Annotated in this window: 27 protein-coding genes and 1 tRNA gene; 8 read left to right on the top strand and 20 right to left on the bottom strand. The window is 65.6% G+C overall.

The features are described from left to right. Positions 1-101 precede the first annotated feature (101 nt). From AWJ14_RS07275 to ftsE, 3 genes are all read right to left on the bottom strand, one after another. A complete protein-coding gene (locus tag AWJ14_RS07275; RefSeq protein WP_066176874.1) occupies positions 102-833 on the bottom strand; it encodes a YdcF family protein in 732 nt (243 codons plus the stop codon). A gap of 63 nt (positions 834-896) precedes the next feature. Then, positions 897-1,889: a cell division protein FtsX gene (locus AWJ14_RS07280; RefSeq protein WP_066176875.1), complete on the bottom strand. Its 993-nt coding sequence runs from the start codon at positions 1,887-1,889 to the stop codon at positions 897-899. Then, positions 1,882-2,541 carry a cell division ATP-binding protein FtsE gene (gene ftsE, locus AWJ14_RS07285; RefSeq protein WP_066176879.1) on the bottom strand — a complete coding sequence of 220 codons (660 nt, stop codon included), beginning with the start codon at positions 2,539-2,541 and terminating at the stop codon, positions 1,882-1,884. The genes AWJ14_RS07280 and ftsE overlap by 8 nt, the downstream gene beginning before the upstream one ends. Positions 2,542-2,757: 216 nt before the next feature. On the opposite strand from ftsE, the gene AWJ14_RS07290 reads away from it, so the two are divergent. From AWJ14_RS07290 to AWJ14_RS07300, 3 genes are all read left to right on the top strand, one after another. Beyond that, entirely contained in the window at positions 2,758-3,405 is a 648-nt protein-coding gene (locus AWJ14_RS07290) for a hypothetical protein (RefSeq protein ID WP_139112562.1), read from the top strand. A gap of 137 nt (positions 3,406-3,542) precedes the next feature. Further along, entirely contained in the window at positions 3,543-4,085 is a 543-nt protein-coding gene (hpt, locus tag AWJ14_RS07295) for a hypoxanthine phosphoribosyltransferase (RefSeq protein ID WP_066176883.1), read from the top strand. A 100-nt stretch (positions 4,086-4,185) separates the two neighbouring features. Further along, on the top strand, positions 4,186-4,554 hold the full coding sequence (locus AWJ14_RS07300; RefSeq protein WP_066176885.1) for a response regulator: 369 nt from the start codon (positions 4,186-4,188) through the stop codon (positions 4,552-4,554). 25 nt (positions 4,555-4,579) lie between these two features. Here the strand turns inward: AWJ14_RS07300 and AWJ14_RS07305 are convergent, their stop codons facing one another. The 4 genes from AWJ14_RS07305 to argH form a co-directional block, all read right to left on the bottom strand. Beyond that, complete coding sequence (locus AWJ14_RS07305) at positions 4,580-7,150, bottom strand: TIGR02302 family protein (protein ID WP_245304166.1); 2,571 nt, start codon at positions 7,148-7,150, stop codon at positions 4,580-4,582. 141 nt (positions 7,151-7,291) lie between these two features. Further along, positions 7,292-8,560: a diaminopimelate decarboxylase gene (gene lysA / locus AWJ14_RS07310; RefSeq protein WP_066176887.1), complete on the bottom strand. Its 1,269-nt coding sequence runs from the start codon at positions 8,558-8,560 to the stop codon at positions 7,292-7,294. Positions 8,561-8,569: 9 nt separating this feature from the next. After that, positions 8,570-8,776 (bottom strand): LPS translocon maturation chaperone LptM, encoded by a 207-nt coding sequence (gene lptM, locus AWJ14_RS07315; RefSeq protein WP_066176890.1) that lies wholly within the window; start codon positions 8,774-8,776, stop codon positions 8,570-8,572. Positions 8,777-8,888: 112 nt separating this feature from the next. After that, positions 8,889-10,289 (bottom strand): argininosuccinate lyase, encoded by a 1,401-nt coding sequence (argH, locus tag AWJ14_RS07320; RefSeq protein ID WP_066176891.1) that lies wholly within the window; start codon positions 10,287-10,289, stop codon positions 8,889-8,891. A gap of 21 nt (positions 10,290-10,310) precedes the next feature. On the opposite strand from argH, the gene tlpA reads away from it, so the two are divergent. Beyond that, the gene (gene tlpA, locus AWJ14_RS07325) at positions 10,311-10,988 is read left to right on the top strand and encodes a thiol:disulfide interchange protein TlpA (protein WP_066176893.1); all 678 of its coding nucleotides are present in this window, start codon (positions 10,311-10,313) and stop codon (positions 10,986-10,988) included. 74 nt (positions 10,989-11,062) lie between these two features. Here the strand turns inward: tlpA and AWJ14_RS07330 are convergent, their stop codons facing one another. From AWJ14_RS07330 to AWJ14_RS07370, 9 genes are all read right to left on the bottom strand, one after another. Continuing rightward, complete coding sequence (locus AWJ14_RS07330) at positions 11,063-11,266, bottom strand: YgaP family membrane protein (protein ID WP_066176895.1); 204 nt, start codon at positions 11,264-11,266, stop codon at positions 11,063-11,065. A 197-nt stretch (positions 11,267-11,463) separates the two neighbouring features. Then, on the bottom strand, positions 11,464-11,934 hold the full coding sequence (locus AWJ14_RS07335) for a DUF4442 domain-containing protein (RefSeq protein WP_066176896.1): 471 nt from the start codon (positions 11,932-11,934) through the stop codon (positions 11,464-11,466). 8 nt (positions 11,935-11,942) lie between these two features. Continuing rightward, positions 11,943-12,824 (bottom strand): 3-hydroxybutyryl-CoA dehydrogenase, encoded by an 882-nt coding sequence (locus AWJ14_RS07340; protein WP_066176897.1) that lies wholly within the window; start codon positions 12,822-12,824, stop codon positions 11,943-11,945. Positions 12,825-12,953: 129 nt separating this feature from the next. After that, entirely contained in the window at positions 12,954-13,883 is a 930-nt protein-coding gene (locus AWJ14_RS07345) for an electron transfer flavoprotein subunit alpha/FixB family protein (RefSeq protein WP_066176899.1), read from the bottom strand. Positions 13,884-13,906: 23 nt separating this feature from the next. After that, positions 13,907-14,656, bottom strand: coding sequence for an electron transfer flavoprotein subunit beta/FixA family protein (locus AWJ14_RS07350; protein WP_066176902.1), 750 nt, complete (start codon positions 14,654-14,656; stop codon positions 13,907-13,909). A 232-nt stretch (positions 14,657-14,888) separates the two neighbouring features. Then, positions 14,889-15,668, bottom strand: a complete 780-nt coding sequence (locus tag AWJ14_RS07355; RefSeq protein WP_066176904.1) for a rhomboid family intramembrane serine protease — start codon at positions 15,666-15,668, stop codon at positions 14,889-14,891. A gap of 51 nt (positions 15,669-15,719) precedes the next feature. Beyond that, entirely contained in the window at positions 15,720-16,298 is a 579-nt protein-coding gene (locus tag AWJ14_RS07360; RefSeq protein WP_066176906.1) for a cob(I)yrinic acid a,c-diamide adenosyltransferase, read from the bottom strand. A 75-nt stretch (positions 16,299-16,373) separates the two neighbouring features. After that, positions 16,374-16,571 carry a twin transmembrane helix small protein gene (locus AWJ14_RS07365; protein ID WP_066176908.1) on the bottom strand — a complete coding sequence of 66 codons (198 nt, stop codon included), beginning with the start codon at positions 16,569-16,571 and terminating at the stop codon, positions 16,374-16,376. Between the two features lie 93 nt (positions 16,572-16,664). Beyond that, positions 16,665-17,507 (bottom strand): SDR family oxidoreductase, encoded by an 843-nt coding sequence (locus AWJ14_RS07370; protein ID WP_066176910.1) that lies wholly within the window; start codon positions 17,505-17,507, stop codon positions 16,665-16,667. A 113-nt stretch (positions 17,508-17,620) separates the two neighbouring features. Here AWJ14_RS07370 and AWJ14_RS07375 point away from each other — a divergent pair, with 113 nt between their 5' ends. Continuing rightward, entirely contained in the window at positions 17,621-18,472 is an 852-nt protein-coding gene (locus AWJ14_RS07375) for a YihY/virulence factor BrkB family protein (RefSeq protein ID WP_066176911.1), read from the top strand. Positions 18,473-18,508: 36 nt separating this feature from the next. Here AWJ14_RS07375 and gluQRS read toward each other — a convergent pair whose 3' ends face one another. Continuing rightward, the gene (gene gluQRS, locus AWJ14_RS07380; RefSeq protein WP_066176913.1) at positions 18,509-19,435 is read right to left on the bottom strand and encodes a tRNA glutamyl-Q(34) synthetase GluQRS; all 927 of its coding nucleotides are present in this window, start codon (positions 19,433-19,435) and stop codon (positions 18,509-18,511) included. 83 nt (positions 19,436-19,518) lie between these two features. Here gluQRS and AWJ14_RS07385 point away from each other — a divergent pair, with 83 nt between their 5' ends. Continuing rightward, the gene (locus AWJ14_RS07385; RefSeq protein WP_066176915.1) at positions 19,519-20,166 is read left to right on the top strand and encodes a DNA-3-methyladenine glycosylase family protein; all 648 of its coding nucleotides are present in this window, start codon (positions 19,519-19,521) and stop codon (positions 20,164-20,166) included. Positions 20,167-20,303: 137 nt separating this feature from the next. Further along, the gene (locus AWJ14_RS07390; RefSeq protein ID WP_066176917.1) at positions 20,304-20,861 is read left to right on the top strand and encodes an HNH endonuclease; all 558 of its coding nucleotides are present in this window, start codon (positions 20,304-20,306) and stop codon (positions 20,859-20,861) included. A 17-nt stretch (positions 20,862-20,878) separates the two neighbouring features. Here AWJ14_RS07390 and AWJ14_RS07395 read toward each other — a convergent pair whose 3' ends face one another. Both AWJ14_RS07395 and AWJ14_RS07400 read right to left on the bottom strand, forming a co-directional pair. Further along, positions 20,879-21,397 (bottom strand): disulfide bond formation protein B, encoded by a 519-nt coding sequence (locus tag AWJ14_RS07395; protein ID WP_066176980.1) that lies wholly within the window; start codon positions 21,395-21,397, stop codon positions 20,879-20,881. An 8-nt stretch (positions 21,398-21,405) separates the two neighbouring features. Continuing rightward, the gene (locus tag AWJ14_RS07400; protein WP_066176982.1) at positions 21,406-21,987 is read right to left on the bottom strand and encodes a YqaA family protein; all 582 of its coding nucleotides are present in this window, start codon (positions 21,985-21,987) and stop codon (positions 21,406-21,408) included. Positions 21,988-22,169: 182 nt separating this feature from the next. Between AWJ14_RS07400 and AWJ14_RS07405 the strand changes: the two genes are divergently transcribed. Continuing rightward, positions 22,170-22,254, top strand: a tRNA-Leu gene (locus AWJ14_RS07405). A gap of 73 nt (positions 22,255-22,327) precedes the next feature. On the opposite strand, the gene AWJ14_RS07410 is transcribed toward AWJ14_RS07405, so the two are convergent. Continuing rightward, positions 22,328-24,130, bottom strand: coding sequence for a PHA/PHB synthase family protein (locus AWJ14_RS07410; protein WP_066176920.1), 1,803 nt, complete (start codon positions 24,128-24,130; stop codon positions 22,328-22,330). Positions 24,131-24,171 lie beyond the last annotated feature (41 nt).

The following is a 24,171-nucleotide window of genomic DNA, read 5'->3' on the forward strand; positions in this document are numbered from 1 at the left end:
GGCCCCGGCGCGGCGCGGTCAGGACACTGGTCGATCCCGGTTACACCATCGCTGCGCAGCCGAAAACCTCAAGGCGTGCAAAACCTGCCCTGGCGGATAAATCAGTGCAGTCCGGCGGCAACCGGCTCGCGCCCGGCGGCATCGGCACGCAGGCCGCTTGCGGTCTTGGCCCCGCTCCAGTTGCGCAGCCGCGCCAGCGAGTATTTCGCGTATTCGACGAGCAGGGTGCGCAGCGCCATCGGATCGGTCAGCCAGGCGTCGGTCTTCAGGTCCGAATGGGAGACCGGGTGGGCAATGAAGGTGACGTCGGGGCTGGCCTGCTGCAATTCGAGCAGGCTGCGCGGCATGTGGTAGTTGTTGGTGACCACCAGGATCCGCGAGTAATCGTGCTCACGGATCCAGGCCGCGGTTTCATTGGCATTGCCGATGGTGTCGAGCGCTTCGTAGCCGATATCGACGCAACAGTCGAAGGTTGCCGATTTGGTGCCGGTGGCGCGGCGCAGGGCCGCGCCGCTGGTGGTCGGATTGACCCCGGAGATCAGCAGCCGTTCGCCGACGCCGTCTTCCAGCAGCGCCAGCGCCTGGTCGATTCGCTGATAGCCGCCCGTAAGCGCCACGATAGCATCGACATCGGAGGGGACGGCGGCGGCCTTCAAGTCGGCAATGGTGTCGGTAAAGCGAAAAAAGCCCATTGCCGTCAAGGCGATGGCAAGGATGATGGTGATCGTGGCCAAACGCAGGGCATGATGTCCCACCCGCCTGAGACGATGCAGCGCATCCGGTCTGGCGGTGCGGCGAGACGCAGGTTCATGGTCTGCGGAGTGCACACTCATGCTGCATGAATACTCCGAGATTCCGGCAAGGACCAGCCGGATTTGCGGCGAAAACCGGGCACGTCAACCGATTTCGGCCAGCGACGGATCGGCGCGCTGGCGGTCGATTTCGCGGATGGTCCGGATCACGGTCAGGCGCGTGGTGAGTGTCGTCATCGCGGCAATCAGGGCGATGATGGCGACAATGCCGAAATAGCCCGCGCTGCTCAGGCTGAAGCGGCCGAACAGGGCGGTGGCCTGGTCGTTGAGCGCGGTGGCCATGGTGTGGTTCTGCCAGGCTGCGAGGAGGAGGAAGACGACGGCGGCCACGCCGCCGCCGACGCCCGCGCCCTTGAGGCCGATGAGCAGGAAGCGGCGCTGGAACTGGGAGGCGATGAAACCGGTCTCGGCGCCCACGAAATGCAGCACCTCGACGATGTGGCGGTTGCCCGCCATGGCGCCGCGGGTGGCGAAGATCACGGTCAGCATGGTGGTGGCGAGCATCAGCGACAGGATCCCGACGCCGATCAGCACCGTGATCCGCGCCATGGAGATCAGCCGATCGGCCCAGGCGCGATGATCGTCGAGCGCCGCGGCGGGCACGGCTTCGGCAAGCGCCTGGCGCATGGCGCCAAAATCCGGCGGGTTGTTTTCGTCGATGGTGACGATGACGAGCCGCGGCACCGGCAGCTCGTCCATGTCGAAGCCCTCGCCGAGCCAGGGCTCGAGCAGGCGGGCGGTGGAGGCGCGATCGACGATCCGGGCGGCCACGGCGCCAGGGCTTCCGAGCACGATGTCCCGGACGGCGATCAGGGCCTGGTCCATGTCGAGCCCTTCCTCGGGCTTGATCTGGATGGTGATTTCGCGGGAGACGTCGCCCTGCCAGGCCTCGGCCTTCTCCTGAACCATGGTGACGGCGCCCAGCGTGACGGCGCACAGGAACGACATGATGGCGATCACCACCATCAGCGCGCGGCCCGAGACGTTGACCGGCGGTACGATCGGCGCCGTCGGCCGCAAGGTCACCAGGCGCTCCTTGCTGCCGCGGTCTCTGGCGGTTGCGGCGGGATCAGTCATAGATGTCGAGCCGCCCCTCGGACAGGATCATGCGCCGCGCATTGACCCGGTCCATCAGGGTCAGGTCATGGGTGGCGATGATCACGGCGGTTCCCAGCCGATTGAGTTCGATGAAGAGGTTGAGCAGGCGCTGCGCCATGGGAGGATCGACATTGCCCGTCGGCTCGTCGGCAAGCAGGATCTCCGGCTGGTCGATCAGGGCGCGGGCGATGGCCACGCGCTGCTTTTCGCCGCCCGAAAGAACTGGCGGCAGCACATTGATGCGTTCGCCCAGGCCGACCCATTTGAGCAGTTCGATCACGTCGGAGCGATAGCTTGCCTCTTCCTTGCCGCGCACTCTGAGCGGCAGGGCGACGTTCTCGTAGGTGGTCATGTGGTCGAGCAGGCGGAAATCCTGGAACACGATGCCGATCCGGCGCCTGAGCAGCGGCAACTCCTCGCCGGGAATCATGGAAATATCGCGGTCGAACATGCGAATCAGGCCGCGCGTCGGCTTCAGCGACATGAACAGAAGCCGCATCAGCGTGGTCTTGCCCGCGCCTGACGGCCCGGTCAGGAACTGGAAGGAGCGCTTCGGGATGTCAAAGGTCAGGTCGCGCAGGACCTCCGGCCCCATGCCATAGCGCAACCCGACATTTTCGAAATGAATCAACGATCTATTCCTGTCGCGGGGGCGGATATGCATCATCCGCCGCGCCGTTTGCTCGCCGGCCTCACACTCGCCGGGCATGGTTAACGTCAGGTTAAGTTGCCCGTCGGGCCATCGCGCCGGCAGGGGCTGTTCGCCAAGCATTAACCATTTCGGTTTACGCATCGGAAAGGAATGTTTCAATGCCTGCTGCGCGTGAGCGGGCAAACGAGGTGGATCATGGGCGCTTCAAGCCGCGCGGCCGGAACGATCGAGCCGGCAAACGCCGACCTTCTGATCCCCGACAGGCCCGGGTCGGGGGCGGCCGACCGCAAGCGCGACATCGAGGACGCGCGTTTCGAACCCGTGGCGCCGGCGGGCACCGGTGGCAGGTCTTTCTCCGCGGACGGGGCCGGCGGATTCAAGGCGGGATTTGCCCGCCGCACCAGGGCTGCACCGCCGGACGCCGATCTTTCATTGCACGCACCGGATGCGGGGCCTGGCACAATCCGCGGCGAGCGGCTCGGGGGTTTCGCCGCCATGCCCCCGGCGCGCAGCGCCAGCGGGCCGAAGGCGCTCAGGGGCCTTGCGCTGGCGGCCCTCGGCCTGTGCGCATTCGCCGCAGCGGCTGTCTGGGCGACGGCAGGGCCAGACGGGCGCGCGCCGGTTGAAGCTTCCCGTGCCATTGCCGGCGCTTCCGGTCCGCCGCAGGTCTCGACGGAACAGGCGAGCAGCATGCCCCAGGTGTCCTCCGATCCGCTGACCACGGCCTCGCTTCCCCATGTAGACCGTAAACCCTCGGCTCCCGGCTTCAGCGCGCCGTTGCCTCGGCCCGCGCGCATCGAGCGGGCGGGCTCGATCCTGATGATCCGGCCGCAAACGAACTGAGGTGGCCACGGCCTTGAGGTTGGCGGCCGGCGCCGTTTCCGCTGCCTGTGGATAGTCGGGTGTCAAACCGGTTCCGGTTTCAGGGCATATGCGATAGGAATGGCCTTGATATTGGCCAACCCAGCTGGAGAGCGCAAATGCCGGTCGTGCGCGGAAAAGTCATCGAACCCCTGTTCACGCCCGACATGATCGCCGCGCGCAACAGAAGCATGGCCGCGGAAATCGCTGCCAGTCCGAAGCAGGACCTGCTGGTGATCTCGGTGCTGAAGGGCTCCTTCATCTTCGCCGCCGACCTGATCCGAGCGCTGCACGATGCGGGGCTCGCGCCCGAGGTCGAGTTCATCACGCTGTCGAGCTATGGCAAGGGTACCCAGAGCCAGGGCGTCAAGATCATCAAGGATATCGATAGCGATGTCCGCGACCGCGACATTCTCCTGATCGACGACATTCTGGAATCGGGGCGCACGCTCCGCTTCGCGCGCGATCTCATGTATGAGCGCGGCGCCAGGAATGTCGATATCGCGGTTCTTCTCGACAAGCGCTCGCGTCGGGAAGGCAATCTCGATGCTGATTATGTCGGCTTCGAATGCCCCGACTATTTCGTGGTCGGCTACGGCATGGACGTGGCCTATGCCTTCCGCGAACTCCCGTTTGTGGGCGTGGTGAAGGGCGACGCCTGACAATCCGGCGGCGCCGCGCAGCAGCCGGAAACTGCCGCCGGGTTCACGTTGCGGCAAGGTTTGGACGCTACCTTCCGCGCAACTGCCGGAGGACCCGACCATGGCGAAAATTCTGATTGCCGAAGACGAAGACACGCTCAGGCGATTTGTCGCGCGGGCGCTTGGCATGGATGGCCACGAGGTCGTCGAGGCCGCCGATGGCGCCGAGGCCATGGAACATCTGCAGGCCGGTCCGTTCGAGCTGTTGCTGTCCGATATCCGCATGCCTGTCATGGACGGTATCGCGCTGGCGACGGAGGCGGCCAAGCTCGCGCCCGGCATGCCGATCCTGCTGATGACGGGCTATGCCGAGCAGCGCGAGCGCGCCGAGCCGCTGATGCAGATCGTCGTCGACGTGGTGGCAAAGCCCTTCACACTGCCGCAAATCCGCCAGGCCGTGGCAGACGCGCTGCTCTCGAAAGCCGGCTGAGATCCCGGGGCGGCGCTGCCGCCCGTCATTGCAGGTCGAGCAGGCGTTCGAGATAGCGCTTTTCAACTTCCGGCGAGAGCTGGTCGCCCAGGCGCTTGCGGATCGCATCGAGAATCTCCCGTGCGCGCTGGATGTCGATCTCACCGGGCACCTTGACGCCATTGCCGAAATCCGGACTGTTGGTTGCGCGCGGGCGGCCAAGGGGATCGCGGTCGTCGGCGCCGCGGTTGCCGTTGCGGGAGGGCCCCTCGCCCTCGGCCTCGTTCTGCTGGTCGCCCATGGCCTGCATCATCTGGTTCATCATGTCTTCCGCGCCCTTGCGCAGCGCCTGCAGGGCACGGCCCTGTTCGCTGAGCGCCTGGCCGGTTTCGCCCTGTTCAAGGCTTCCGGCGGCATCGCCCATGGCCTCGCCGGCCTCGCCGAAGCCGGGGGAGGGATTGATGCCAAGCTCTTCGAGATCGCTCTGCAACTGGCCGAGCGCATCGCGCAGTTCCTGCTGGCTCTTGCCCAGGGCGCCGAGCGCGTCTTCCAGCGACTGGTCGCCCGAGCCCTGCTGGCCCTGGTCCTGACCTTCGCCGGGCTGGCGCTGGCCCTGCTGCTGGCGGTCGCGGCCCTGGCCCTGCTGCTGGCTGTCCCTGTCAGCGCGCATGGTCTCGTCCATCAGCTGCTGCTGGCGGCGCATCAGTTCACCGAGCTTGTCCATCTGCTGGCGCATCGGACCGCCCTGCTGCGGCTGGCGCTGCTGGCGGCCGGCCTGGAGATTGTTCATCATCCGCTGCAGATCCTGCAGCATCTGCTGGGCCTGGTCGCGGGCGCCGGACCTTGCCAGATTCTCGATCTGGTCGAGCATGTTGGCGAGATCGCGTTCGCGCAGCATGTTCTGCGGCATGGCCAGCTGGTTCTCGCCGGCGGGGGGCGCCTGGCGTGCGAGCTCGCGCAGATAGTCCTGCATGGCCTCGCGCAACTCGTCCATCAGACGGCTGATTTCCTGGTCTGACGCACCGTTCTCAAGCGCTTCGGCCAATGCGTTCTGGGCCTCTCGCAGGCGCCGCTCGGCGAGCGAAAGATTGCCGTCCTCGAGATGCAGCGCCACGCCCCACATGTAATCGATGGCCGCGCGCAGATCCTCGTCCGTGCGCGCGTTCTCGAGCCTGCCGCGCACCGATTGCAGGAGCAGGTACTGGGTCAGGTCGGGAATGGTCTCCTCGGGCGCGATCATCAGCCCATCGTGCAGATCGCAGACCCGCTGCAGGTTGTTGGCGTCGAGCGCCAGCACGCCGCGCTGCTCGACGACGGCCGCAGCCAGCGGCTCCGAGAACCGGCGTCCGGGCAGGATGGTCTCGAGCGTCTCGCTGCGGCCTTCCTGGCCTGCGCCGTCGGTGGCGACGAGCGTGATCCGCACCTTCTGGCCGGCAAGCGGGTGCTCCGTCAGGTCGTGGCTGGAGACGGCCTTGTTTTCGGTCGCCGAGCGCCGCGGCAGGGTGAGCCGGTATTTCGGCGGATCGAACAGCGGCCGCGCATCGGCCGCCGGCTCCTCGGCCGGGACGATCACGGCTTCGGCGCGGGCCAGGCCATGGTCGTCGGCGAGCGTGTAGGCGAGTTCGAGCGCGCCGTTGGCCGCCCGCCGCGGCTCTTCGACAAAGGCCGCGACCGGCGGCTCGTCCGGGATCACGCGGATGGCGAACTCGGCCTCGCTGCGGCCGGCGGCGATCCTGAGTTCACCGTCCGCGTCAGGCTTGAAGGTCCAGGTGGACGGGCCGGCAGGCGCGGCACCGGCGGTGTCCGCCGCCGCCGCCGGTTCGACAGGGGCGAGCGATTCCCGATCCGGTCCCCACAGCACATCCGCGCCGGACGCGTCGCCGCCGCCGATGCGGATGTTGACTTCGCTGCCGGCGATGGCGTCGATGGGGGCGCCGTCGGGCCGGTTCACGCCTGTGAGGAAGATCGGGGCCTGGTTGATATAGGAAGGCGGCGTGATCCAGGCGTCGATGCGCACATCGGGCAGTTCGGCGACGGCGTGGCTGACGAAGGCGTCGCCGGGCCTGCCGGCATTGCCGGAGAAGGAATAGCCGAAGGCCACGAACAAGAGGAGGGCCAGCGCGACGCGCAGGCCCCAGGGGTCGCGCTGCGGCAGGCTCGATCGCGGCAGCCCCGTCTCCAGCGTGCCGATGGAGCGCGCCATGCGGCGGCGGTGCTCTTCCCAGAGCGCACGGGCAAAGGGATCGGTAGCGGCAATGGTGTCGTCCTGGGTCGCGATCGCCTGGTTGAGGATCCGGTTCTCCGCCTCGAGCCGTTCGTCGATCTCGGCGCGACCGGGCGCGCGAAAGCGGGTAAGCGGCCAGATCGAGGCCGCGAGACCTGCGACGAACAGGCCCAGCAGCACGAGCCGCAGCCAATCCGGAACCATCCGGAAGATGCCGAACCAGGACAGGGAGAGGTAAAGGGCGACGACCCCGAGGAGGGGAGCCGCCAGGGTGAGCAACCGGCCGAGCGAGAGCGTGAGGCGCATGCGCAGCCGCGCGAGAGCCAGGGAGCGGCGGGTCGCGTCACTTTCGGTCTCGGGCCTTTCAGCCATGCCGTCCGGCGTGCTTGCCATGTCATCTTCCTTCGCGTCACCCGAGAAGATAGCAGCCTTTGCGGCCAAGGCGAGCCCTGTGACACAAAACTGCGGCGGGAATGCAGCTTTCTGGAAAATGACGATCGGACAAGGTGGCGCCCGGCGGGCGCCACCTGGGGCTCAATCGAGCCAGGCAGGCACCGAATCGAGGCCGATCAGGTCCTCATAGGACGGGCGCGGGCGCACCACATGGTAGCTGTCGCCATTGACCAGCACCTCGGGTACCAGAAGCCGGGTGTTGTAGGTCCCGGCCTGGACCGCGCCATAGGCGCCGGCCGAACCGACCGCGATCAGGTCGCCGGCCTTGGGCGCGGCCATCTCCCGGTCCTTGGCGAGGTAGTCGCCGCTTTCGCAAACCTGGCCGACGATATCGGCGCGGATGCGCGGGGCGTTGGCGGCCGAAATCCGGACGGGCCGGATCTCATGCCAGGCCTCGTACAGGGTCGGGCGGATCAGGTCGTTCATGGCCGCGTCGACGATCACGAAGGTCTTGTCGCCGCCGTCCTTGACATAGATGACTTCGGACACGAGCACGCCGGCATTTGCGACGATCAGTCGGCCGGGCTCGAGGATCACCTTGCAGCCGAGATCCCGGAGCCGGGCCTTGACCATCTCGCCATAGGCGTGGGGATCCGGCGGCGGAACATTGTCGTCCTTGTAGGGGACGCCCAGACCGCCGCCGAGGTCGAAATGATCGATGGTATGGCCCTCGGCGCGGAGCGTGCCGATCAGTTCCACCATCAGCCTGAGCGCATCGTCGAAGGGTTGCAGCTCGGTGATCTGGCTGCCGATATGCATGTCGATGCCGCTGGCCCGCACGCCCTCAAGTTCGGCGGCACGCCGGTAGACCTGCGGCGCGCGCTGCCAGGAAATGCCGAACTTGTCTTCCTTCTTGCCGGTCGAGATCTTGGCGTGGGTCTTGGCATCCACGTCGGGATTGATGCGGAAGGAGACGGGTGCCACCTTGCCCATGGCCAGTGCGCGGGCATTGAGCACTTCGAGTTCGGGTTCGGACTCGACGTTGAAGCAGTAGATGTCGGCGGCGAGCGCCGCATCGATTTCCCGCGCGGTCTTGCCCACGCCCGAAAACATGATCCTGGAGCCGGGAATGCCGGCGGCCAGCGCCCGGCGCAACTCGCCTTCGGAGACCACGTCGACGCCAGATCCGAGCTTGGCCAGGGTTCTGAGCACGGCCTGGTTGGAATTGGCCTTCATGGCGTAGCACACCATGGAATCGATATCGGCGAAGGCGCCGGCAAAGACCTTGTAATGGCGCGTCAGCGTGGCGCTGGAATAGCAGTAGAACGGCGTTCCGACCGCGGCTGCGATATCCGGAAGGCTCACATCTTCGGCATGCAGGATGCCGTTCCTGTACTCGAAATGGTTCACGGGATGCGCCTAGTCCAGAAGGCTGTCGAGGATGAAGCGGCGTTCCGGAGCGGGCGGCGTCGCGGGGGCGTCGTCCTCCCCGGTGGACGTTGCTGCAGCGGCTGGTGCCGGGGAAGCGCCCGGGCGCTCGAGCGCACCCTTGCGGCCACAACCCGCCACAACCGCGCCGGCCAGGGCCATCACGCATATCAACTTGATCCAGGGACCGGTGGTCATTCGCTTTTCCTCACACTGGCCTTGCGGCCGTCGTCATTGGCTTGGCCCGGTGGCCTACATACTAGGTTTCGATGCGGCATGCATCCGTTTTGTCCCGGCCGCTGGCGCGGGCTCAGGTCCACGCGCGCCAGCGGGCGATCTGGCTGCGCACCTGCGCGGGCGCGGTGCCGCCATAGCTCTGGCGGCTGGCAACGGAAGCATCGACCGTCAGCACGTCGTAGATGCCTTCTGTGATGGCCGGGTTGATCGACTGAAGATCGGCAAGCGGCAGCTCGGCGAGTTCGCATCCGCGCTCTTCAGCCATCGCGACGGCACGGCCGGTGACGTGATGGGCTTCGCGGAACGGCAGGCCCGCCTCGCGCACCAGCCAGTCGGCGAGGTCGGTGGCGGTGGAGAAGCCCGAGCCCGCAGCCGCGCGCATGCGGTCGGCGCGGATTTCCATGTCGCGCACCATGCCGGTCATCGCGGCGAGCGACAGCTCCAGGCTCTCGGCGGCGTCGAAGACCTGCTCCTTGTCTTCCTGCATGTCCTTGGAATAGGCGAGCGGAAGCCCCTTCATGATGGTCAGCAGCGCGATCAGCGAACCGTTGATGCGGCCGGTCTTGGCACGCACCAGTTCGGCCGCGTCCGGGTTCTTCTTCTGCGGCATGATCGAGGAGCCGGTGGAGAAGGCGTCCGACAGCCGCACGAAGCCGAATTGCGGGGTCGACCAGATGACGATTTCCTCGGCTAGGCGCGACAGGTGCATGGCGCAGATCGCCGACAGCGAGAGGAATTCGAGCGCGAAGTCGCGGTCGGACACGGTGTCGATCGAGTTGCGGGTGGGTTCGCGGAAGCCAAGCGCCGCCGCGGTCATGGCGCGGTCGATCGGAAAGCCGGTGCCGGCAAGCGCTGCGGCGCCGATCGGGCTTTCGTCCATGTGCTCGATGGCGTGGCGCACCCGTTCGCGGTCGCGGCCGAACATTTCGACATAGGCCATGCAGTGATGGCCGAAGGTGACGGGCTGGGCGGACTGCAGATGCGTGAAGCCCGGCATCACCGTGTCGGCATGTTCTTCCGCCTTGTCGAGAAAGGCCGAGATCAGGCGAGTGAGCGAAGCCTCGGTGCGGCCGAGTTCTTCCTTGACCCAGAGGCGGAAGTCGAGCGCAACCTGGTCGTTGCGCGACCGTGCCGTGTGCAGCCGTCCGGCGGCCGGGCCGATCAGGTCGGCGAGCCGGGATTCGATGTTCATGTGGATGTCTTCGAGCCTGCGGGAGAAGACGAACTTGCCGTCCTCGATCTCTGACAGGATCGTGTTCAGTCCGTGAGAAATCTTGTCACAATCCTCTGCCGTAATTATGCCAGTCTTGGCAAGCATTGCGGCATGTGCGAGGGAACCGCGAATATCCTGGGCATAGAGTTTGCGGTCAAAATCGATGCTGGCGTTGATTTCCTCCATGATGGCGTCGGGGCCGGAGCCAAATCGGCCGCCCCACATCTGGTTTGACGCCTGTTTGTCCTTATCTGTCGACATGAGCCTGTCCCGGAGTTTGTCATGAGCCAATCGCGCAACCGCCTTTCCACCGGTGCCCTGGTCGCAATCGCCATTGCGCTGGGCGCCGCCGTCGGGGTCGCCGGGATATACGGGAAACAGTCCCCCTCTGGCAATGCGCCGGCGGCCGAAAGTCTGGCGCAGGGCGAGAGCGCGGCGTCCTGCGAGACCGATCCGGACCTGCTGGCCCGGCTCAAGCCGCTCGCCAGGGGCGAGGTGGCGGCGATGGCCGTGCGCGAGCAGGCGCTGGGGCTTCCGCCACTGGCCTTCACGGCCGCCGACGGCTCCAATGCGAGCCTCGCCGATTTCTCCGGGCAGGCGATCCTGGTCAATTTGTGGGCGACGTGGTGCGCCCCCTGCCGGGCGGAGATGCCGGCGCTGTCGGAATTGCAGTCCGAACTTGGCGATGCGGATTTCCAGGTGCTGGCGATCAATATCGACACCGGCGACGTGAGCAAGCCGCAAGGCTTTCTCGACGAGATCGGCGTGTCCAATCTGGGGCTTTACCGGGATGCGAGCATGGGCGTGTTCAACACGCTGAAACGGGAAGGGCTGGCCTTCGGCCTGCCGGTGACGCTGATGGTGGGGCCTGACGGTTGCCTGCTGGGCGCCATGAACGGCCCGGCGGAATGGGCGAGCGAGGACGCCAAGGCGCTGGTCTCCGCGCTCAAGGCGGGCTGAGGCAGTCGGGGGGGGAGCGACCGGACGGAGACCGGTGCGGCCGCTCCCCGAATGCGATGGCCGGTTTCGGCCGCTCAGTTGAAGGCAGTGCCGGGCTTGGCGCCCAGCTTCTTGAAGATGATGGCTGCCGGGCAGAAGCCGGTGAAGGCCGACTGAATCAGGTTGAGGCCGACAAAGACGGTCAGGAAAAACCAGTAGGGCGACACGGACAGGCCCAGGCCCACCGACAGCAGAACCATGAATCCCGCGAATGCCAGAATGATGCGATCAAGCGCCATTTTCGATTTCCTTCGTGTGCGATCGGCCCGCGCGCGCAGCCGGACCTGCGTCACCGGCCGTCCGGTGAGCTTCGGATCCACATATAGCGATATTGAATTCAATATACAAGATGTTTTATATAAAAGAGCCTGCATTGACCGGTGACGGCGTGCCGAAGGCCGAGATCTGAAAGTTTGGGGGCGGGAAGGCCCGCTGTTCAGCCGCCGATACGACTGCGGGTGTCGGGCTTGCGGCGGATGTGAAGCGTCTTGCTCACGCGCGCCACGGTCTCGCCCTCGGCATTGACGATGTCGACGGGGAAACTCTTGAGGTAACGCACGTCATCCTCGGCGGTGTTGGCGCGGATGTCCTCGAGCGCCTCGGAGGTCAACCGGAACTCGGCACGCACAGTGCCGCGGCCGGGGCGCAGGAACTCGATCTCGGCGGAACGGTCCCAGACGGTGTAGCTGCGGTCGAGATTGCGCATCACCATCATCATCCAGAACGGATCGGTCATGGCGAACAGCGATCCGCCGAAATGACAGCCGACATAGTTCCGGTTGTAGAAGCGTTCGCGCAGTTCGACATCGACGGCGCGGAAATCCTCGCTGATGCGGCGGATCCTGATCCCGGAGAAAAGCAGCGGCGGCCACAGGTTCATGCCGCGGCGAAGGGTTGCGGCCTTCATTCCCGGAGCTAGCGGGTCGGAACCGGCACGTCGCCGCGGTAGTCGTAGAAGCCACGACCGGACTTGCGGCCGAGCCAGCCGGCCTCGACATATTTGACGAGCAGCGGGCAGGGCCGGTACTTGGAATCGGCAAGCCCGTCATGCAGCACCTGCATGATCGAAAGGCAGGTGTCGAGCCCGATGAAATCGGCGAGCTGCAGCGGTCCCATCGGGTGATTGGCGCCAAGCTTCATGGCGGTGTCGATCGCCTCGACGGTGCCAACGCCCTCATAGAGCGTGTAGATCGCCTCGTTGATCATCGGCAGCAGGATGCGGTTGACGATGAAGGCGGGGAAGTCTTCCGTCACGGTGATGGTCTTGTCGAGGGATTCGACAAAGCCGCGCGCGGCCTGGAAGGTCTGGTCCTCGGTGGCGATGCCGCGCACCAGCTCGACCAGCTTCATCACCGGCACGGGGTTCATGAAATGAATGCCGATGAAGCGCTCGGGCCGGTCGGTGGCCGAGGCCAGCCGGGTGATCGACAGCGACGAGGTGTTGGTCGCAAGGATCGCCTCGGGATTGAGCACCGGGCAGAGCTGCTGGTAGATCTTGCGCTTGACCGTCTCGTCTTCGGTGGCGGCCTCGATGGCGAGGTCCATGGTCGCCAGATTGCTCATGTCGGGGGCAAAGCGAATGCGGGCCAGGGCGGCTTCGCGCTCGGCCTCGGTGGTCTTGCCCGAGTGAACCTGCCGGGCGAGGTTGCCGCTGATTGTGGCGAGCATGGCCTGAAGCGAGTCTGCGGACACATCATGAACATAGACATCGTAGCCCGCCATGGCGCACACATGTGCGATCCCGCCGCCCATCTGTCCCGCGCCGATGATGCCGACACTCTTGATCTGGTTGCCCATTGGTCCTGCCTGACTGATTGAAAGGATGCCGGAAAGGCTTTTCTGCGCGCCCGTTCGGCCCTTGAACCTAAATGGCCGGGATGGAGACGTCCAGCCCGGCCATTGATCTTGCCGTCAAATTGTGGCCGCTCAAAGAGCCTTTTCGAGCTCCGGAAGTGCTTCGAACAGATCGGCCACCAGTCCGTAGTCGGCGACCTGGAAAATCGGCGCCTCTTCGTCCTTGTTGATCGCCACGATCACCTTGGAATCCTTCATGCCGGCCAGGTGCTGGATGGCGCCGGAGATGCCGCAGGCGATGTAGAGATCGGGGGCGACGACCTTGCCGGTCTGGCCCACCTGCCAGTCGTTGGGGGCATAGCCCGCGTCGACAGCCGCGCGCGAGGCGCCGACGGCTGCGCCGAGCTTGTCGGCAACCGGCAGGATGACGCTCAGGAACTTCTCGTTGGAGCCGAGCGCGCGGCCGCCGGAGATGATGATCTTGGCGGAGGTCAGCTCCGGACGGTCGCTTTCGGCGATCGCGTCCTTGACGAAGCTCGACAGGCCCGGATCGCCGGCCGAGGCCACGGTTTCGACCGAAGCCGAGCCGCCTTCGCCGGCTGCCGAGAAGGAGGCCGTGCGCACGGTGATGACGCGCTTGGCGTCGTTCGACTTCACCGTCTGCAGGGCATTGCCGGCATAAATCGGCCGCTTGAAGGTGTCTGCCGAAATCACCTCGATGATGTCGGAGATCTGCATCACGTCGAGCAGGGCCGCGACGCGCGGCATGACGTTCTTGCCGCTGGTGGTGGCGGGCGCCATCAGCGTGTCGTAGCCGTCGGCGAGCGACACAGCGAGTGCTGCAAGCGGCTCGGCCAGACGGTTGGCATATTCGTCGCCATCGGCGAGGAGCACCTTGGAAACGCCCTCGAGCTTGGCGGCGGCATCGGCGGCCGGCTTGGCGTCCTTGCCGGCCACGAGAACATGGATATCACCGCCGATCTGGGCGGCGGCGCTGACGGCCTTGGCGGTCTGTTCGGACAGCGAGGCGTGGTCGTGTTCGGCTATGATGAGAATGGCCATGATGTGTTCTCCCTGTCCCGCGCTTACAGCACGCCTGCTTCGTTCTTGAGCTTGTCGACCAGTTCGGCGACGGAGCCGACCTTGACGCCGGCCTTGCGGCCGCCCGGTTCCTCGGTCTTGATGACCTCCAGGCGCGGGCTGATGTCGACGCCGTAATCGGCAGCGGTTTTCTTGTCGAGCGGCTTCTTCTTGGCCTTCATGATGTTGGGCAGCGACGCATACCGCGGCTCGTTGAGGCGCAGGTCGGTGGTCACGATCGCCGGCAGCTTGACCGAAATGGTCTGCAGGCCGCCATCGACTTCACGGGTGACATTGGCCGAGCCGTCGCCGATCTCGACCTTGGAGGCGAAGGTGGCCTGGCCCCAGCCGAGCAGGGCCGAGAGCATCTGGCCAGTCTGGTTGGCGTCGTCGTCGATCGCCTGCTTGCCCAGGATCACCAGGTCGGGGTTTTCCTCGCCGACCACGGCCTTGAGGATCTTGGCGACGGCCAGCGGTTCGACCACGCCGTCGGCTTCGACCAGGATCGCGCGGTCGGCGCCCATGGCGAGTGCCGTGCGCAGGGTTTCTTCGGATTTGGCGGCACCGATGGAGACCGCGATCACTTCCTCGGCCTTGCCGGCTTCCTTGAGGCGCAGCGCTTCCTCGACCGCGATTTCGTCAAACGGATTCATCGACATCTTCACATTGGCGAGATCGACGCCGCTTCCATCTGGCTTGACCCGGATCTTGACGTTGTAGTCAACGACCCGCTTGACCGGCACGAGAATTTTCATCGGTTTGCCTTCCTCACTTTAGCTTGGACTTTCGGTCTCCGGCGCTCCCTGCCGGTATGTCCCGGACCGGCAGAGATTGATCCGGATCTTGCCTGCGGAGCCGCCAGCCGGATAGCCGATTGGCGACATGGATACGCGAATTTTCTCCAATTTCAATTGTGGCTGCCCAGGAGAATTTTGCAATGCGGAATAAAAGAGCTTTAAAGCCGCGTCAAATCAAGACTGCCCCGCGTCAGCGCCCCCATCGTGGTGGAGGCGCCGCGGGCGTGGGCTTCCCGGACCCTGCCGATGGCGTCTCGTGGATCACGGCCTTGGGTGTGTCGATCACCCTGTCGAACAGTGGCACGCCGGGACGGCGCAAGAACAGCACCAGGACTGCGCCGGCGACGATGCCGCCGATATGCGCGCCCCAGGAAACCTCGCCATCGAGATCGGCGACCACCATGAAGAACTGGAGCGCGATCCAGAACAGCAGCGGTATGAAGGCCGGCAGCGGCAACGGAATGCGGCCGAGCACCAGCACCCAGACCCTGACCCGCGGATGCAGCATCAGATAGGCGGCGACGACGCCCGCGACCGCGCCGGAGGCTCCGATCAGCGGGCCGTCGGACTCAGGCAGGAGAAGACCGTGCGCAAAGGCGCCGGCCACCGCGCACAGGACATAGAAGATCAGGAAGCGGATATGCCCCATGGCGTCTTCGACATTGTCGCCGAACACCCACAGGAACAGCATGTTCGATCCCAGATGGATCCAGTTGGCGTGCAGGAAGCTGTAGGTGACGTAGGTGGCGTCCTCCGGCACCAGGACGAGGGACGCGGGCAGTTCGGCGAAGTCATGGACCACCGATGGGATGAAGCCCAGCCCCAGGATGACATTGGCGGTGAATTCGCTGTCGTCGCCGGCAAGGCCCGTGAACAGCCAGACGATCACGTTGAGCGCGATCAGCGACCAGGTCACCCATTGCAGCCTGATGTGTTTGAGATCGTTGGCATCGTGCAGCGGAATGAACATCGGGGCATGTCCCTCAAGCGATCACGGGGCGCGGCCCGCAGGCGGGCGAACCTAGCGGTTTTTCCCGGGAATCCAAAGCACGTCGGCACGACCCTTGTCATTGACCCAGCGGGCGGCGACGAAGAAGAAGTCGGACAGCCGGTTGATGAAGCGGATCGCGGCGGGGCTCACGGTCTCGCCCTCGCCGTCGGCGAGTTCGACCATCAGGCGCTCGGCGCGGCGCGCAACCGTTCGGGCGAGATGCAGATAGGCCGCCGCTTCGGTGCCGCCGGGCAGGACGAAGGAGGCGAGTGGCTCGAGATCGGCATTGAGCGCATCGATGTCGGTTTCGATCCGGGTCACCTGCGCGTCGACGATGCGCAACGGCTCATAGCCCGGCGTTTCGGCGTCTTCCGGGGTGGCGAGATCGGCGCCGAGATCGACGCAGTCGTTCTGAATCCGCATCAGCATGGCGTCGAGCACGGGCATGGAACCGGTGTGCAGCCGCACCAGGCCGATCACCGCATTGGTTTCGTCCACCGTGCCATAGGCCTCGACGCGGGGATCGTATTTCGGCCGTCGCCTGCCCGACACCAGGCCCGTGGTGCCGTCATCGCCGGTTCGGGTGTAGATCTTGTTGAGTTTGACCATTGCGCATGCCTTTGACGTAGGGGGTCTGCTGGCGGGGGGAATCCGCGTGTTCGCGACCGGTTTCGGGCGACCTGCTCAGCGGCCGCCGCCGGTCAGCCACAAGGTGATGACGATCAGCACCACGGCGACGAATTGCAGCGCCACGCGGGCCTGCATCAGCTTGTTGGAGAGATTGCCCGATCCGCCGCGGGCCATGTTGACCAGGCCGCGCACCAGAACGGCTGCCACGGACAGCATGACGATGACGGTGAGGGCGTAGGTGAAGGATGACATGGAGCGGTTTCCTTGCAGTGTCTGAAGGGGGGAACATAAGCGCTTTGCCGCGCAAGTCCATCGCGCTGCATGCGCGACGTTGACCCTGGCGGGTCAGGTGCGTTTGGCGAGCCACGGATAGAACAGCCGCGCGGGCAGCAGTCGGCGCGCGAAGACGCCGAGCTTTGCCTCCCGTGTTACCGGGTAATGATAGCGCGGCCGGCTTGCGGTCAGGGCATGGACCAGTGCCTGGTACACGGCGTCGGCTCCGAGCTTGCCGCTGTCGGCGGCTTCCTCGCGCTCGAGCCTGCGCAACTGGTCGCGGTAATCGCGGGCGTGGACGGAGCCGTCGATATCGATGGTGTCGAGAAAGCGCTTGAGTGCATTGGCCCGGAACCGGCTCTTGATCGCGCCCGGCTCGATCAGGCTGACATGAATGCCCGAGCCCTCGAGTTCCATTGCGAGCGTGACCGAATAGCCTTCGAGCGCGTGCTTGGAGGCATTGTAGGCGCCGCGGAAGCGCAACGGAACCAGCCCGAGGATCGAGGAGCATTGGACGATGCGGCCGTGCCCCTGGGCGCGCATCACCGGAATGACCTTGCGCGTGAGATCGTGATAGCCGAAGAAATTGGTGTCGAACTGGGCCCTAAGCGCATCGGAGGGCAGGTCTTCGATGGCACCGACCTGGCCGTAGCCGCCATTGTTGAAGAGCGCGTCGCAGCGCCCGGCCGTGACCGCCATGGCCTGCGCGAAGAAGGCGTCGATGCTGGCCGGGTCGGCATAATCGAGAACAAACGCCGCGATGCCGGCGGCGCGCAGCGCCGCGATATCGGCTTCGGTGCGTGCCGAAGCCACCACCAGCCAGCCGTCGGCCTTGAGCGCGCGGGCGCAAAAGGCGCCGATTCCGCTCGAGCAGCCAGTGATCAGGATGGATTTTGTCCGGTCAGAATCGGTCATTGTCTGGTTTGCCCTGTTCCCGAAGCGGCTGAAATCCCATAATCAGACACGGCTGACAATGGCGGAGCGCCTTGCCACGGCCTGCGAAGGAGTGATCATTGAAACGTGTGCGCATGGTCATCATGGATGCCGCGACCCATTTCAACAACGATGATGGCTGGGCGATGGCCAGTCACGTCGCGCTGTCGGTGCTGATGGCGCTGTTTCCGTTCATGATCTTCGGAACGGCGCTGGCGAGCTTCCTCGGCGCCGAAGCCTATGCGGACACCGCATCGCACCTGATTTTCGACACCTGGCCCGACACCATCGCCGCGCCGATCTCGCGGGAGGTGGTCCAGGTGCTCACAGTCGAGCGCGGCGGATTGCTGACCGTCTCCGTGGTGGCCGCGGCGTTCTTCTCGACCAACGGCGTGGAGGCGCTTCGGGTCTCGCTGAACCGGGCCTACCGGGTCACCGAGAGCCGGGCCTGGTACGCCACCCGCGCCCAGAGCCTGGGGTTCGTGGTGATTGCGGTGATGGTGATCATGTCGATCAGCTTCCTCCTGGTGCTGGCGCCGCTGGTGCTCAAGCTGGCGCGCCAATTCGCCCCCTGGATGGAGACGATGATCACCGCGGTCGACAACTGGCGCATCCTGGTGGCGGCCACGGTGCTGATCATCGGCCTGGTGTTCGCGCATCTGTGGCTGCCCGACGGCGACCGCCGGCTGATCGACGTGCTGCCGGGCGTTGGCCTGACGGTGCTCGCCTGGATGGCGGGCGCGCTGGCCTTCGCGCGCTACCTGCAGGAATTCGCCACCTATGTGTCGACCTATGCAGGCCTCGCCTCGATCATGATCGCGCTGGTGTTCCTCTACATCATTGCCGCGATCTTCATCCTGGGCGCCGAAATCAACGCGGCGATCCTCAAGGCCAAGGACCGCGCCAAGAGGGAACAGGAGGCGAGCGCAGGAGCAGTGGGCGATTAGGAGGCAAACACCGCCGGACACCGGCCGACCTGGATCCTAGCTCTCCATGCCCGCTTCTTGCGTCGCCAGCGCGATCACGTCGGAAGGCGAAAGCCCGCTGGCGCGCAAGGCCGCGATCGACGTGGCGCCTTCGCTTTTGGAGAGCTTGCGCCCCTGCGGATCGCGGACAAGCCCATGATGGCGGTAGCGCGGCGTCGGCAGGCCGAGCAGGTGTTGCAGCAACCGGTGCACGGCGGTCGCGGTAAACAGGTCCTGCCCGCGGATGACATCGGTGATGGCCTGCACTGCGTCATCGACCGTTACCGCCAGGTGATAGCTGGTGGGCACGTCGCGGCGCGCAAGCACCACATCGCCCCAGGCGCCCGGGTCGGCGAGGATGGTGCCGGTTTCGCCGTCCGGACCGGTGCCGTGTTCTGTCCATGACAAGGGGTCGGGCAGGCCACGAAGCGCGGCTTCCATGTCCAGCCGCCAGGTGTGCGGCTCGCCCGCGGCGATGCGGCGCCGGCGCTCGGCCGCGGAGAGGCCGCGGTCGTTGCCCGGGTAGTGCGGTGCGCCGTCGGGATCGCGCGGCCAGGACGCGCCGGTGGCTTCCGCTTCGGCCACCTTGCGCGCGGTTTCGGCGCGGCTCATGAAGGCCGGATAGACGAGGCCAAGTTTCTTGAGCTCCGAAAGCGCTGCTTCGTAGTCCGGAAATTGTTCCGACTGCCGGCGCACGGGCGTGACCCAGTCGAGGCCGAGCCAGGCGAGGTCTTCCGCAATCGCCGCCTCGAATTCGGGCCGCGCGCGGGTGGTGTCGATATCCTCGATCCGGAGCAGGAAGGTGCCGCCCCGCGCGCGAGCAAAGCGCCAGTTGACGAGGGCGGAGCGGGCATGCCCGAGATGCAGGAGCCCGTTCGGGCTCGGGGCGAAACGGACCGTCGGGGGAGGCGTTGCGGTGTTGGCTGCGGCTGTGGCGTCTGGCATGGTGCTTCTTCTCATCTTTTGTCCATCCCGTCACGGGGACCCCGGCGATCGGGGAGGGCAATTTGCAAGCAGGAGCCAGCATCATGCGCCGGATCGACAGCGCCGAGGATATCGCGGAAGGCCTTGTGGCGCTCGCCGGGCGCGATCCGCGTCTGGCGCGGGTGATTCCGCTTGCCGGCCCGGTTCCGCTCCGGCGCAAGCCGCCCGGCTATGCGGCGCTCGCCGAAATCATCCTGTCGCAGATGGTCTCGAAGGCGAGCGCCAATGCGCTGTGGCGCAGGCTGGAACTGGCGGCCGGAGAGATCAGCCCGGCGACGGTGACCGGATTGTCCGCCGAGGCGCTGCGTGCGGCCGGGCTGTCGCGGGCCAAGGCCGAAACCCTGCAGCGCGTGGGAAATGCGGTGCTGTCGGGCGACCTCGATCTCGATGATCTGTGCGGACTCGACGGGCGCGAGGCGATCGCGACCCTGACGGCGATCAAGGGCCTGGGGCCCTGGACCGCGGAAGTCTATCTGCTGTTCTGCGCGGGCCATCCGGATGTGTTTCCCGCGGGCGACGTGGCGCTGCAAAGCGCTGCCGCCCATGCACTGGGGCTCGAAAGTCGGCCGCGGCCCGGACAACTGGCCGAGGTGGCGCTGCAATGGAGCCCCTGGCGCGGGGTCGCGGCGCGGCTGCTCTGGGCCTATTACGCACAGGCGATGCGGCGCGACGCGCTGCCGCTCAATGGCTGAGCAACCGTGGCCGTGGTCCGCGCAGCCCGTGATCGGGCGCGAAACGACAATTGAAAGGCAGGTGCTTCACAATCCTGTCACGACCTGCCTAATATGGTGGCTGCAGATGCCGAATCGCTATCGCTCAGGAGAGCCGCTTGACGATTTATGTATCCCCGCAGTCCCTGCCAGCGCTCGTTCTGAATGCTGATTACAGGCCGTTGAGTTACTATCCGCTGTCGCTGTGGTCGTGGCAGGATGCCGTCAAGGCCGTGTTTCTCGACCGGGTGCAGATCGTTGCGGAGTATGATCACGCGGTCTCTTCCCCGACATTCTCGATGCGACTGCCGAGTGTGGTCTGCCTCAAGACCTATATTAAGCCGTCCCGGTTTCCCGCTTTCACCCGCTTCAACGTGTTCCTGCGCGACCGCTTCGAGTGCCAGTATTGCGGCTCGCCGCACGAGCTGACCTTCGATCACGTGATCCCGCGGCGCTGCGGCGGGGAAACCACCTGGGAAAACGTGGTCGCCGCCTGTTCTCCCTGCAACCTCAAAAAAGGGGGCATGATGCCGAAGCAGGCCGGCATGATCCCGCAGCAGAAGCCTTACCGGCCGAGCGTGCAGGACCTGCACAACAACGGCCGGATGTTTCCGCCGAACTTCCTGCATGAAAGCTGGATGGACTATCTCTACTGGGACGTCGAACTGCAGCCCTAAGCCGGTTCAGTCGCTGATCAGCCCCTGGTCATCGCGCCGCGAAACGCGATGACGGCAAGCGCGGCACTGACGAGCACGTTCCAGCCGGCAAACGACAACCCGAAAAGACGGAACACCGCCTCGTCGCAGGATGGCGGTTTTTTCGAGTTCAGATCGCCCAGCAGCGAGCCGGCGTCGGTGGTCACGCCGGCTGCGGTGTTGGTGCAACTGGCCGGTCCGGCCCACCAGTGCCATTCGACGCCGGAATGATAGATCGCGTAGCCGAGCCCGTAGAGCATCAGCAGGCCGCCGATCGCGAGCAGGCCGCGCACAGCCCAGGACGGGCCGCGGAACAGGGAGAGCAGGGCCGCGATTAGCATCAGCGGCGCGCCGATGTAATAGGGGACGCGCTGCAGCAGGCACAGGGCGCAGGGGATGTAGCCGCCGATATGCTCGAAGCCGAGCGCGCTCAGAACCACAGCCGCCATGGCGACAGCGAGAAACGCGGCACTCAGGGTTCGTGTCCGGACGGGATCGGGACGGGAGAGATCAGACATCGTCATGTTCAGAACACGTATTTGATTGCATAGAAGCCGCCGATCAGAAGCACCATGAACAGGGTGAAAAGAAGGCCGAGATATTTCTCGATGAAGACCCGGATCGGCGGGCCGAAGCGGGAGAGAAGCCAGGCGACCAGAAAGAAGCGGAACGCCCGGCCGATGACGCTGACCACCGCGAAGACCAGCAGATTGAGGCCGGTGGCGCCGGAAAAGATGGTCAGCACCTTGTAGGGAAACGGGGTGATGGCGGCGAACAGCACGCCCCAGCCGCCCCAGGTGTTGTACCAGGCCGAGATCTGTTCGAACTTGTCGGCGGCGCCATAGGTCTCGAGCAGCCAGATGCCGATGCTCTCATAGAGGAACATGCCGATCGCGTAGCCCAGAAACGCGCCGGCCACGGAGGCCACAGTGCAGATCACGGCAAGCCGGATCCAGGCTTGCGGCTTGGCGAGCGTCATCGGGATCAGCAGCACGTCGGGCGGGATCGGGAAGAACGAGCTTTCCGCAAAGGACACCGCGAACAGCCCCTTTTCGGCATGCCGCGTGGCGGCAAGCGACATGGTCCAGTCATACAGTCTGCGAAGCATGGTGGCCTTCTCGCGGGACAGCGGCGTTGGCTGCCTCATAATCCGAAAGCGGCGCCGGGTAAACACGCCAAGGGCTGGAGCGCGCGGCAATTGGCGCCGAAACACCGAATCGTGAAAAAGCGTTTGACCGGAACAAATCGCCGACTATAGTCCCGCCGTCCGGTCGCCACGCGCGGCCCGGCGCCCCTTTGGCGGAATTGGTAGACGCGCCGCACTCAAAATGCGGTTCCGAAAGGAGTTCCGGTTCGAGTCCGGAAGGGGGCACCACTTCTCACATTTTCCGTCTCGCACACTGTCATTCACTGTGGCAGTTGAAAGCGTGATTGCGTTCGCTGTCCGTTCAACGCTGGTGAATATGGCGACCCGGGGCCGGTTCGAGCGGCGGGTAGCCGCGGTCGGGGGCGCCGAATGCGGGCGGATCGGACCTGCCGCTGCTTTTGGCGGCGAGCCAGCCGCTCCAGTCCGGCCACCACGAGCCCTGGCGCGGTGGCGTGCCGGCCAGCCAGCTGTCGGGATCGACATAGAGCGCGCCGGCCGGGCGGTGGGAGATGCGGTAGTGGCGGTGGAGGTGTCCGGGTTCGGAGACGATGCCGCCATTGTGGCCGCCGCTTGTGAGCACGAAGGTCAGGTCGCCATCGGTGAACAGGCGGGTCTTGTAGACCGATTTCCAGGGCGCGATGTGATCGGTTTCGGTGCCGATCACGAACATAGGCACGGTGATGTCCTTGAGCGCGATCACCCGGCCCTCGACCGCGAAGCGCCCGGCCGACAGCCGGTTTTCCAGGAACAGGCTCCTGAGATACTCCGAATGCATGCGCGCCGGCATGCGGGTGGTATCCGCGTTCCAGACCCCGATATCGGTGGGCATTTCGTCGCGGCCAAGGCAATAGCGCCGTACCGCACGCGTGTAGATCAGGTCCTCGGCCCGGATCGAGGCGAAGGCACCTGCCATCTGCTGGCGGTCGAGATAGCCCTGCTCCCACATCAGGTCCTCCAGAAACGCGATCTGGCTTTCGTCGAGGAACAGCATCAGTTCCCCGGCTTCGGAGAAATCCACCTGAGCTGCCATCAGCGTCACGCTCGCGAGCCTGTCGTCGTTGTCGCGGGCCATGGTGGCCGCCGCAATCGCCAGCATGGTGCCGCCCAGGCAGTAGCCGCAGGCATGGATCCGGCGCCCGGGCATGATGGCGCCAACCGCCTCAAGGGCCGTCATCACGCCGCGCAGGCGGTAATCCTCGAGCGACAGGTCCTTCTGCTCCGCGGACGGATTGCACCAGGAGATCGCGAACACCGTGAAACCCTGTCCGACAAGATAGTTGATCAGCGAGTTGTGCGGTGAAAGATCGAGAATGTAATATTTCATGATCCAGGCAGGGACGATCAGCACCGGTTCGCTGTGAACCCCGGGCGTCTGTGGCGCGTATTGCAAGAGTTCGAAGATGTCGTTGCGGTAGACCACCTCTCCCTTCGTGCAGGCGATGTCCTTGCCCGGTTCGCAGCCCGCGGGGCGCGGCATGGCGCCAGGGTGCAGCGCCTCGCGCATGTCTTCTGCGGCCTGGGCTGCGCCTTCGACCAGGTTGCGGCCCCCGGTCCTGGCGGTCTCGGCGAGGATTTCAGGATTCATCCAGGCGAAATTCGAGGGCGAGACCGTATCGAGCGTCTGGCGCGCCAGAAACCGGGCGCGTTCGGCCTCGTGCCGGGAGAGCCCGGGTATGCCGGCGGTGGCCTGGTCCCACCAGTCCTGAACCGCGAGAAAGCCTTGCTGCCACAGTCGGAAGGGCGGCTCGGCCCAGCCGGCATCGGCGAAGCGGTGGTCGAAGGGTTTTGGCGCAAATGGTGCCTCAGGGGCCTGGCCGAGGCCGCTCCGGGCGGCAAAGTCCATCAGCTGGAGCGCGGAATCGCGGGCGTGGGCGGCAAGTTCGAGCTGCCGTCCCGGTGCGCGTGCGAGATGGTTTGTCCATGCGGCCCAGGTTTCGGCAATGCCGAAGGGAGACACGCCCCCGGTTGCGCGGGCGAAGGCGCCGCGCAGCTTGCGGTCGATCCCGGCATAGGGACTGGCATCGGCCCCCGCCTCCGCGCGGGGCGGGGCTTTTACGGGTGCAGGGGCTTTTGCCTGCGCGGGCCTTGCGGGTTGGTTCTGCATGCTGGCGCCCTCCGGGCCTGAGCGATCGGTGTTGGCACAGC

Source organism: Parahoeflea olei, from assembly GCF_001703635.1.
Classification (GTDB): Bacteria; Pseudomonadota; Alphaproteobacteria; order Rhizobiales; family Rhizobiaceae; genus Hoeflea; species Hoeflea olei.

What these genes read in the sequence shown, in the direction of transcription:
- AWJ14_RS07355 (WP_066176904.1), bottom strand. Translation starts at nt 15,668, where the DNA reads ATGTTCATTCCGCTGCACGATGCCAACGATCTCAAACACATCAGGCTG.
- AWJ14_RS07275 (WP_066176874.1), bottom strand. Translation starts at nt 833, where the DNA reads ATGAGTGTGCACTCCGCAGACCATGAACCTGCGTCTCGCCGCACCGCC.
- AWJ14_RS07375 (WP_066176911.1), top strand. Translation starts at nt 17,621, where the DNA reads ATGGTCATCATGGATGCCGCGACCCATTTCAACAACGATGATGGCTGG.
- AWJ14_RS07370 (WP_066176910.1), bottom strand. Translation starts at nt 17,507, where the DNA reads ATGACCGATTCTGACCGGACAAAATCCATCCTGATCACTGGCTGCTCG.
- AWJ14_RS07365 (WP_066176908.1), bottom strand. Translation starts at nt 16,571, where the DNA reads ATGTCATCCTTCACCTACGCCCTCACCGTCATCGTCATGCTGTCCGTG.
- tlpA (WP_066176893.1), top strand. Translation starts at nt 10,311, where the DNA reads ATGAGCCAATCGCGCAACCGCCTTTCCACCGGTGCCCTGGTCGCAATC.
- AWJ14_RS07400 (WP_066176982.1), bottom strand. Translation starts at nt 21,987, where the DNA reads ATGCTTCGCAGACTGTATGACTGGACCATGTCGCTTGCCGCCACGCGG.
- gluQRS (WP_066176913.1), bottom strand. Translation starts at nt 19,435, where the DNA reads ATGCCAGACGCCACAGCCGCAGCCAACACCGCAACGCCTCCCCCGACG.
- AWJ14_RS07300 (WP_066176885.1), top strand. Translation starts at nt 4,186, where the DNA reads ATGGCGAAAATTCTGATTGCCGAAGACGAAGACACGCTCAGGCGATTT.
- AWJ14_RS07330 (WP_066176895.1), bottom strand. Translation starts at nt 11,266, where the DNA reads ATGGCGCTTGATCGCATCATTCTGGCATTCGCGGGATTCATGGTTCTG.
- AWJ14_RS07385 (WP_066176915.1), top strand. Translation starts at nt 19,519, where the DNA reads ATGCGCCGGATCGACAGCGCCGAGGATATCGCGGAAGGCCTTGTGGCG.
- AWJ14_RS07345 (WP_066176899.1), bottom strand. Translation starts at nt 13,883, where the DNA reads ATGGCCATTCTCATCATAGCCGAACACGACCACGCCTCGCTGTCCGAA.
- hpt (WP_066176883.1), top strand. Translation starts at nt 3,543, where the DNA reads ATGCCGGTCGTGCGCGGAAAAGTCATCGAACCCCTGTTCACGCCCGAC.
- lptM (WP_066176890.1), bottom strand. Translation starts at nt 8,776, where the DNA reads ATGACCACCGGTCCCTGGATCAAGTTGATATGCGTGATGGCCCTGGCC.
- AWJ14_RS07360 (WP_066176906.1), bottom strand. Translation starts at nt 16,298, where the DNA reads ATGGTCAAACTCAACAAGATCTACACCCGAACCGGCGATGACGGCACC.
- AWJ14_RS07280 (WP_066176875.1), bottom strand. Translation starts at nt 1,889, where the DNA reads ATGACTGATCCCGCCGCAACCGCCAGAGACCGCGGCAGCAAGGAGCGC.
- AWJ14_RS07340 (WP_066176897.1), bottom strand. Translation starts at nt 12,824, where the DNA reads ATGGGCAACCAGATCAAGAGTGTCGGCATCATCGGCGCGGGACAGATG.
- AWJ14_RS07305 (WP_245304166.1), bottom strand. Translation starts at nt 7,150, where the DNA reads ATGGCAAGCACGCCGGACGGCATGGCTGAAAGGCCCGAGACCGAAAGT.
- AWJ14_RS07350 (WP_066176902.1), bottom strand. Translation starts at nt 14,656, where the DNA reads ATGAAAATTCTCGTGCCGGTCAAGCGGGTCGTTGACTACAACGTCAAG.
- AWJ14_RS07410 (WP_066176920.1), bottom strand. Translation starts at nt 24,130, where the DNA reads ATGCAGAACCAACCCGCAAGGCCCGCGCAGGCAAAAGCCCCTGCACCC.
- AWJ14_RS07395 (WP_066176980.1), bottom strand. Translation starts at nt 21,397, where the DNA reads ATGTCTGATCTCTCCCGTCCCGATCCCGTCCGGACACGAACCCTGAGT.
- AWJ14_RS07290 (WP_139112562.1), top strand. Translation starts at nt 2,758, where the DNA reads ATGGGCGCTTCAAGCCGCGCGGCCGGAACGATCGAGCCGGCAAACGCC.
- AWJ14_RS07335 (WP_066176896.1), bottom strand. Translation starts at nt 11,934, where the DNA reads ATGAAGGCCGCAACCCTTCGCCGCGGCATGAACCTGTGGCCGCCGCTG.
- argH (WP_066176891.1), bottom strand. Translation starts at nt 10,289, where the DNA reads ATGTCGACAGATAAGGACAAACAGGCGTCAAACCAGATGTGGGGCGGC.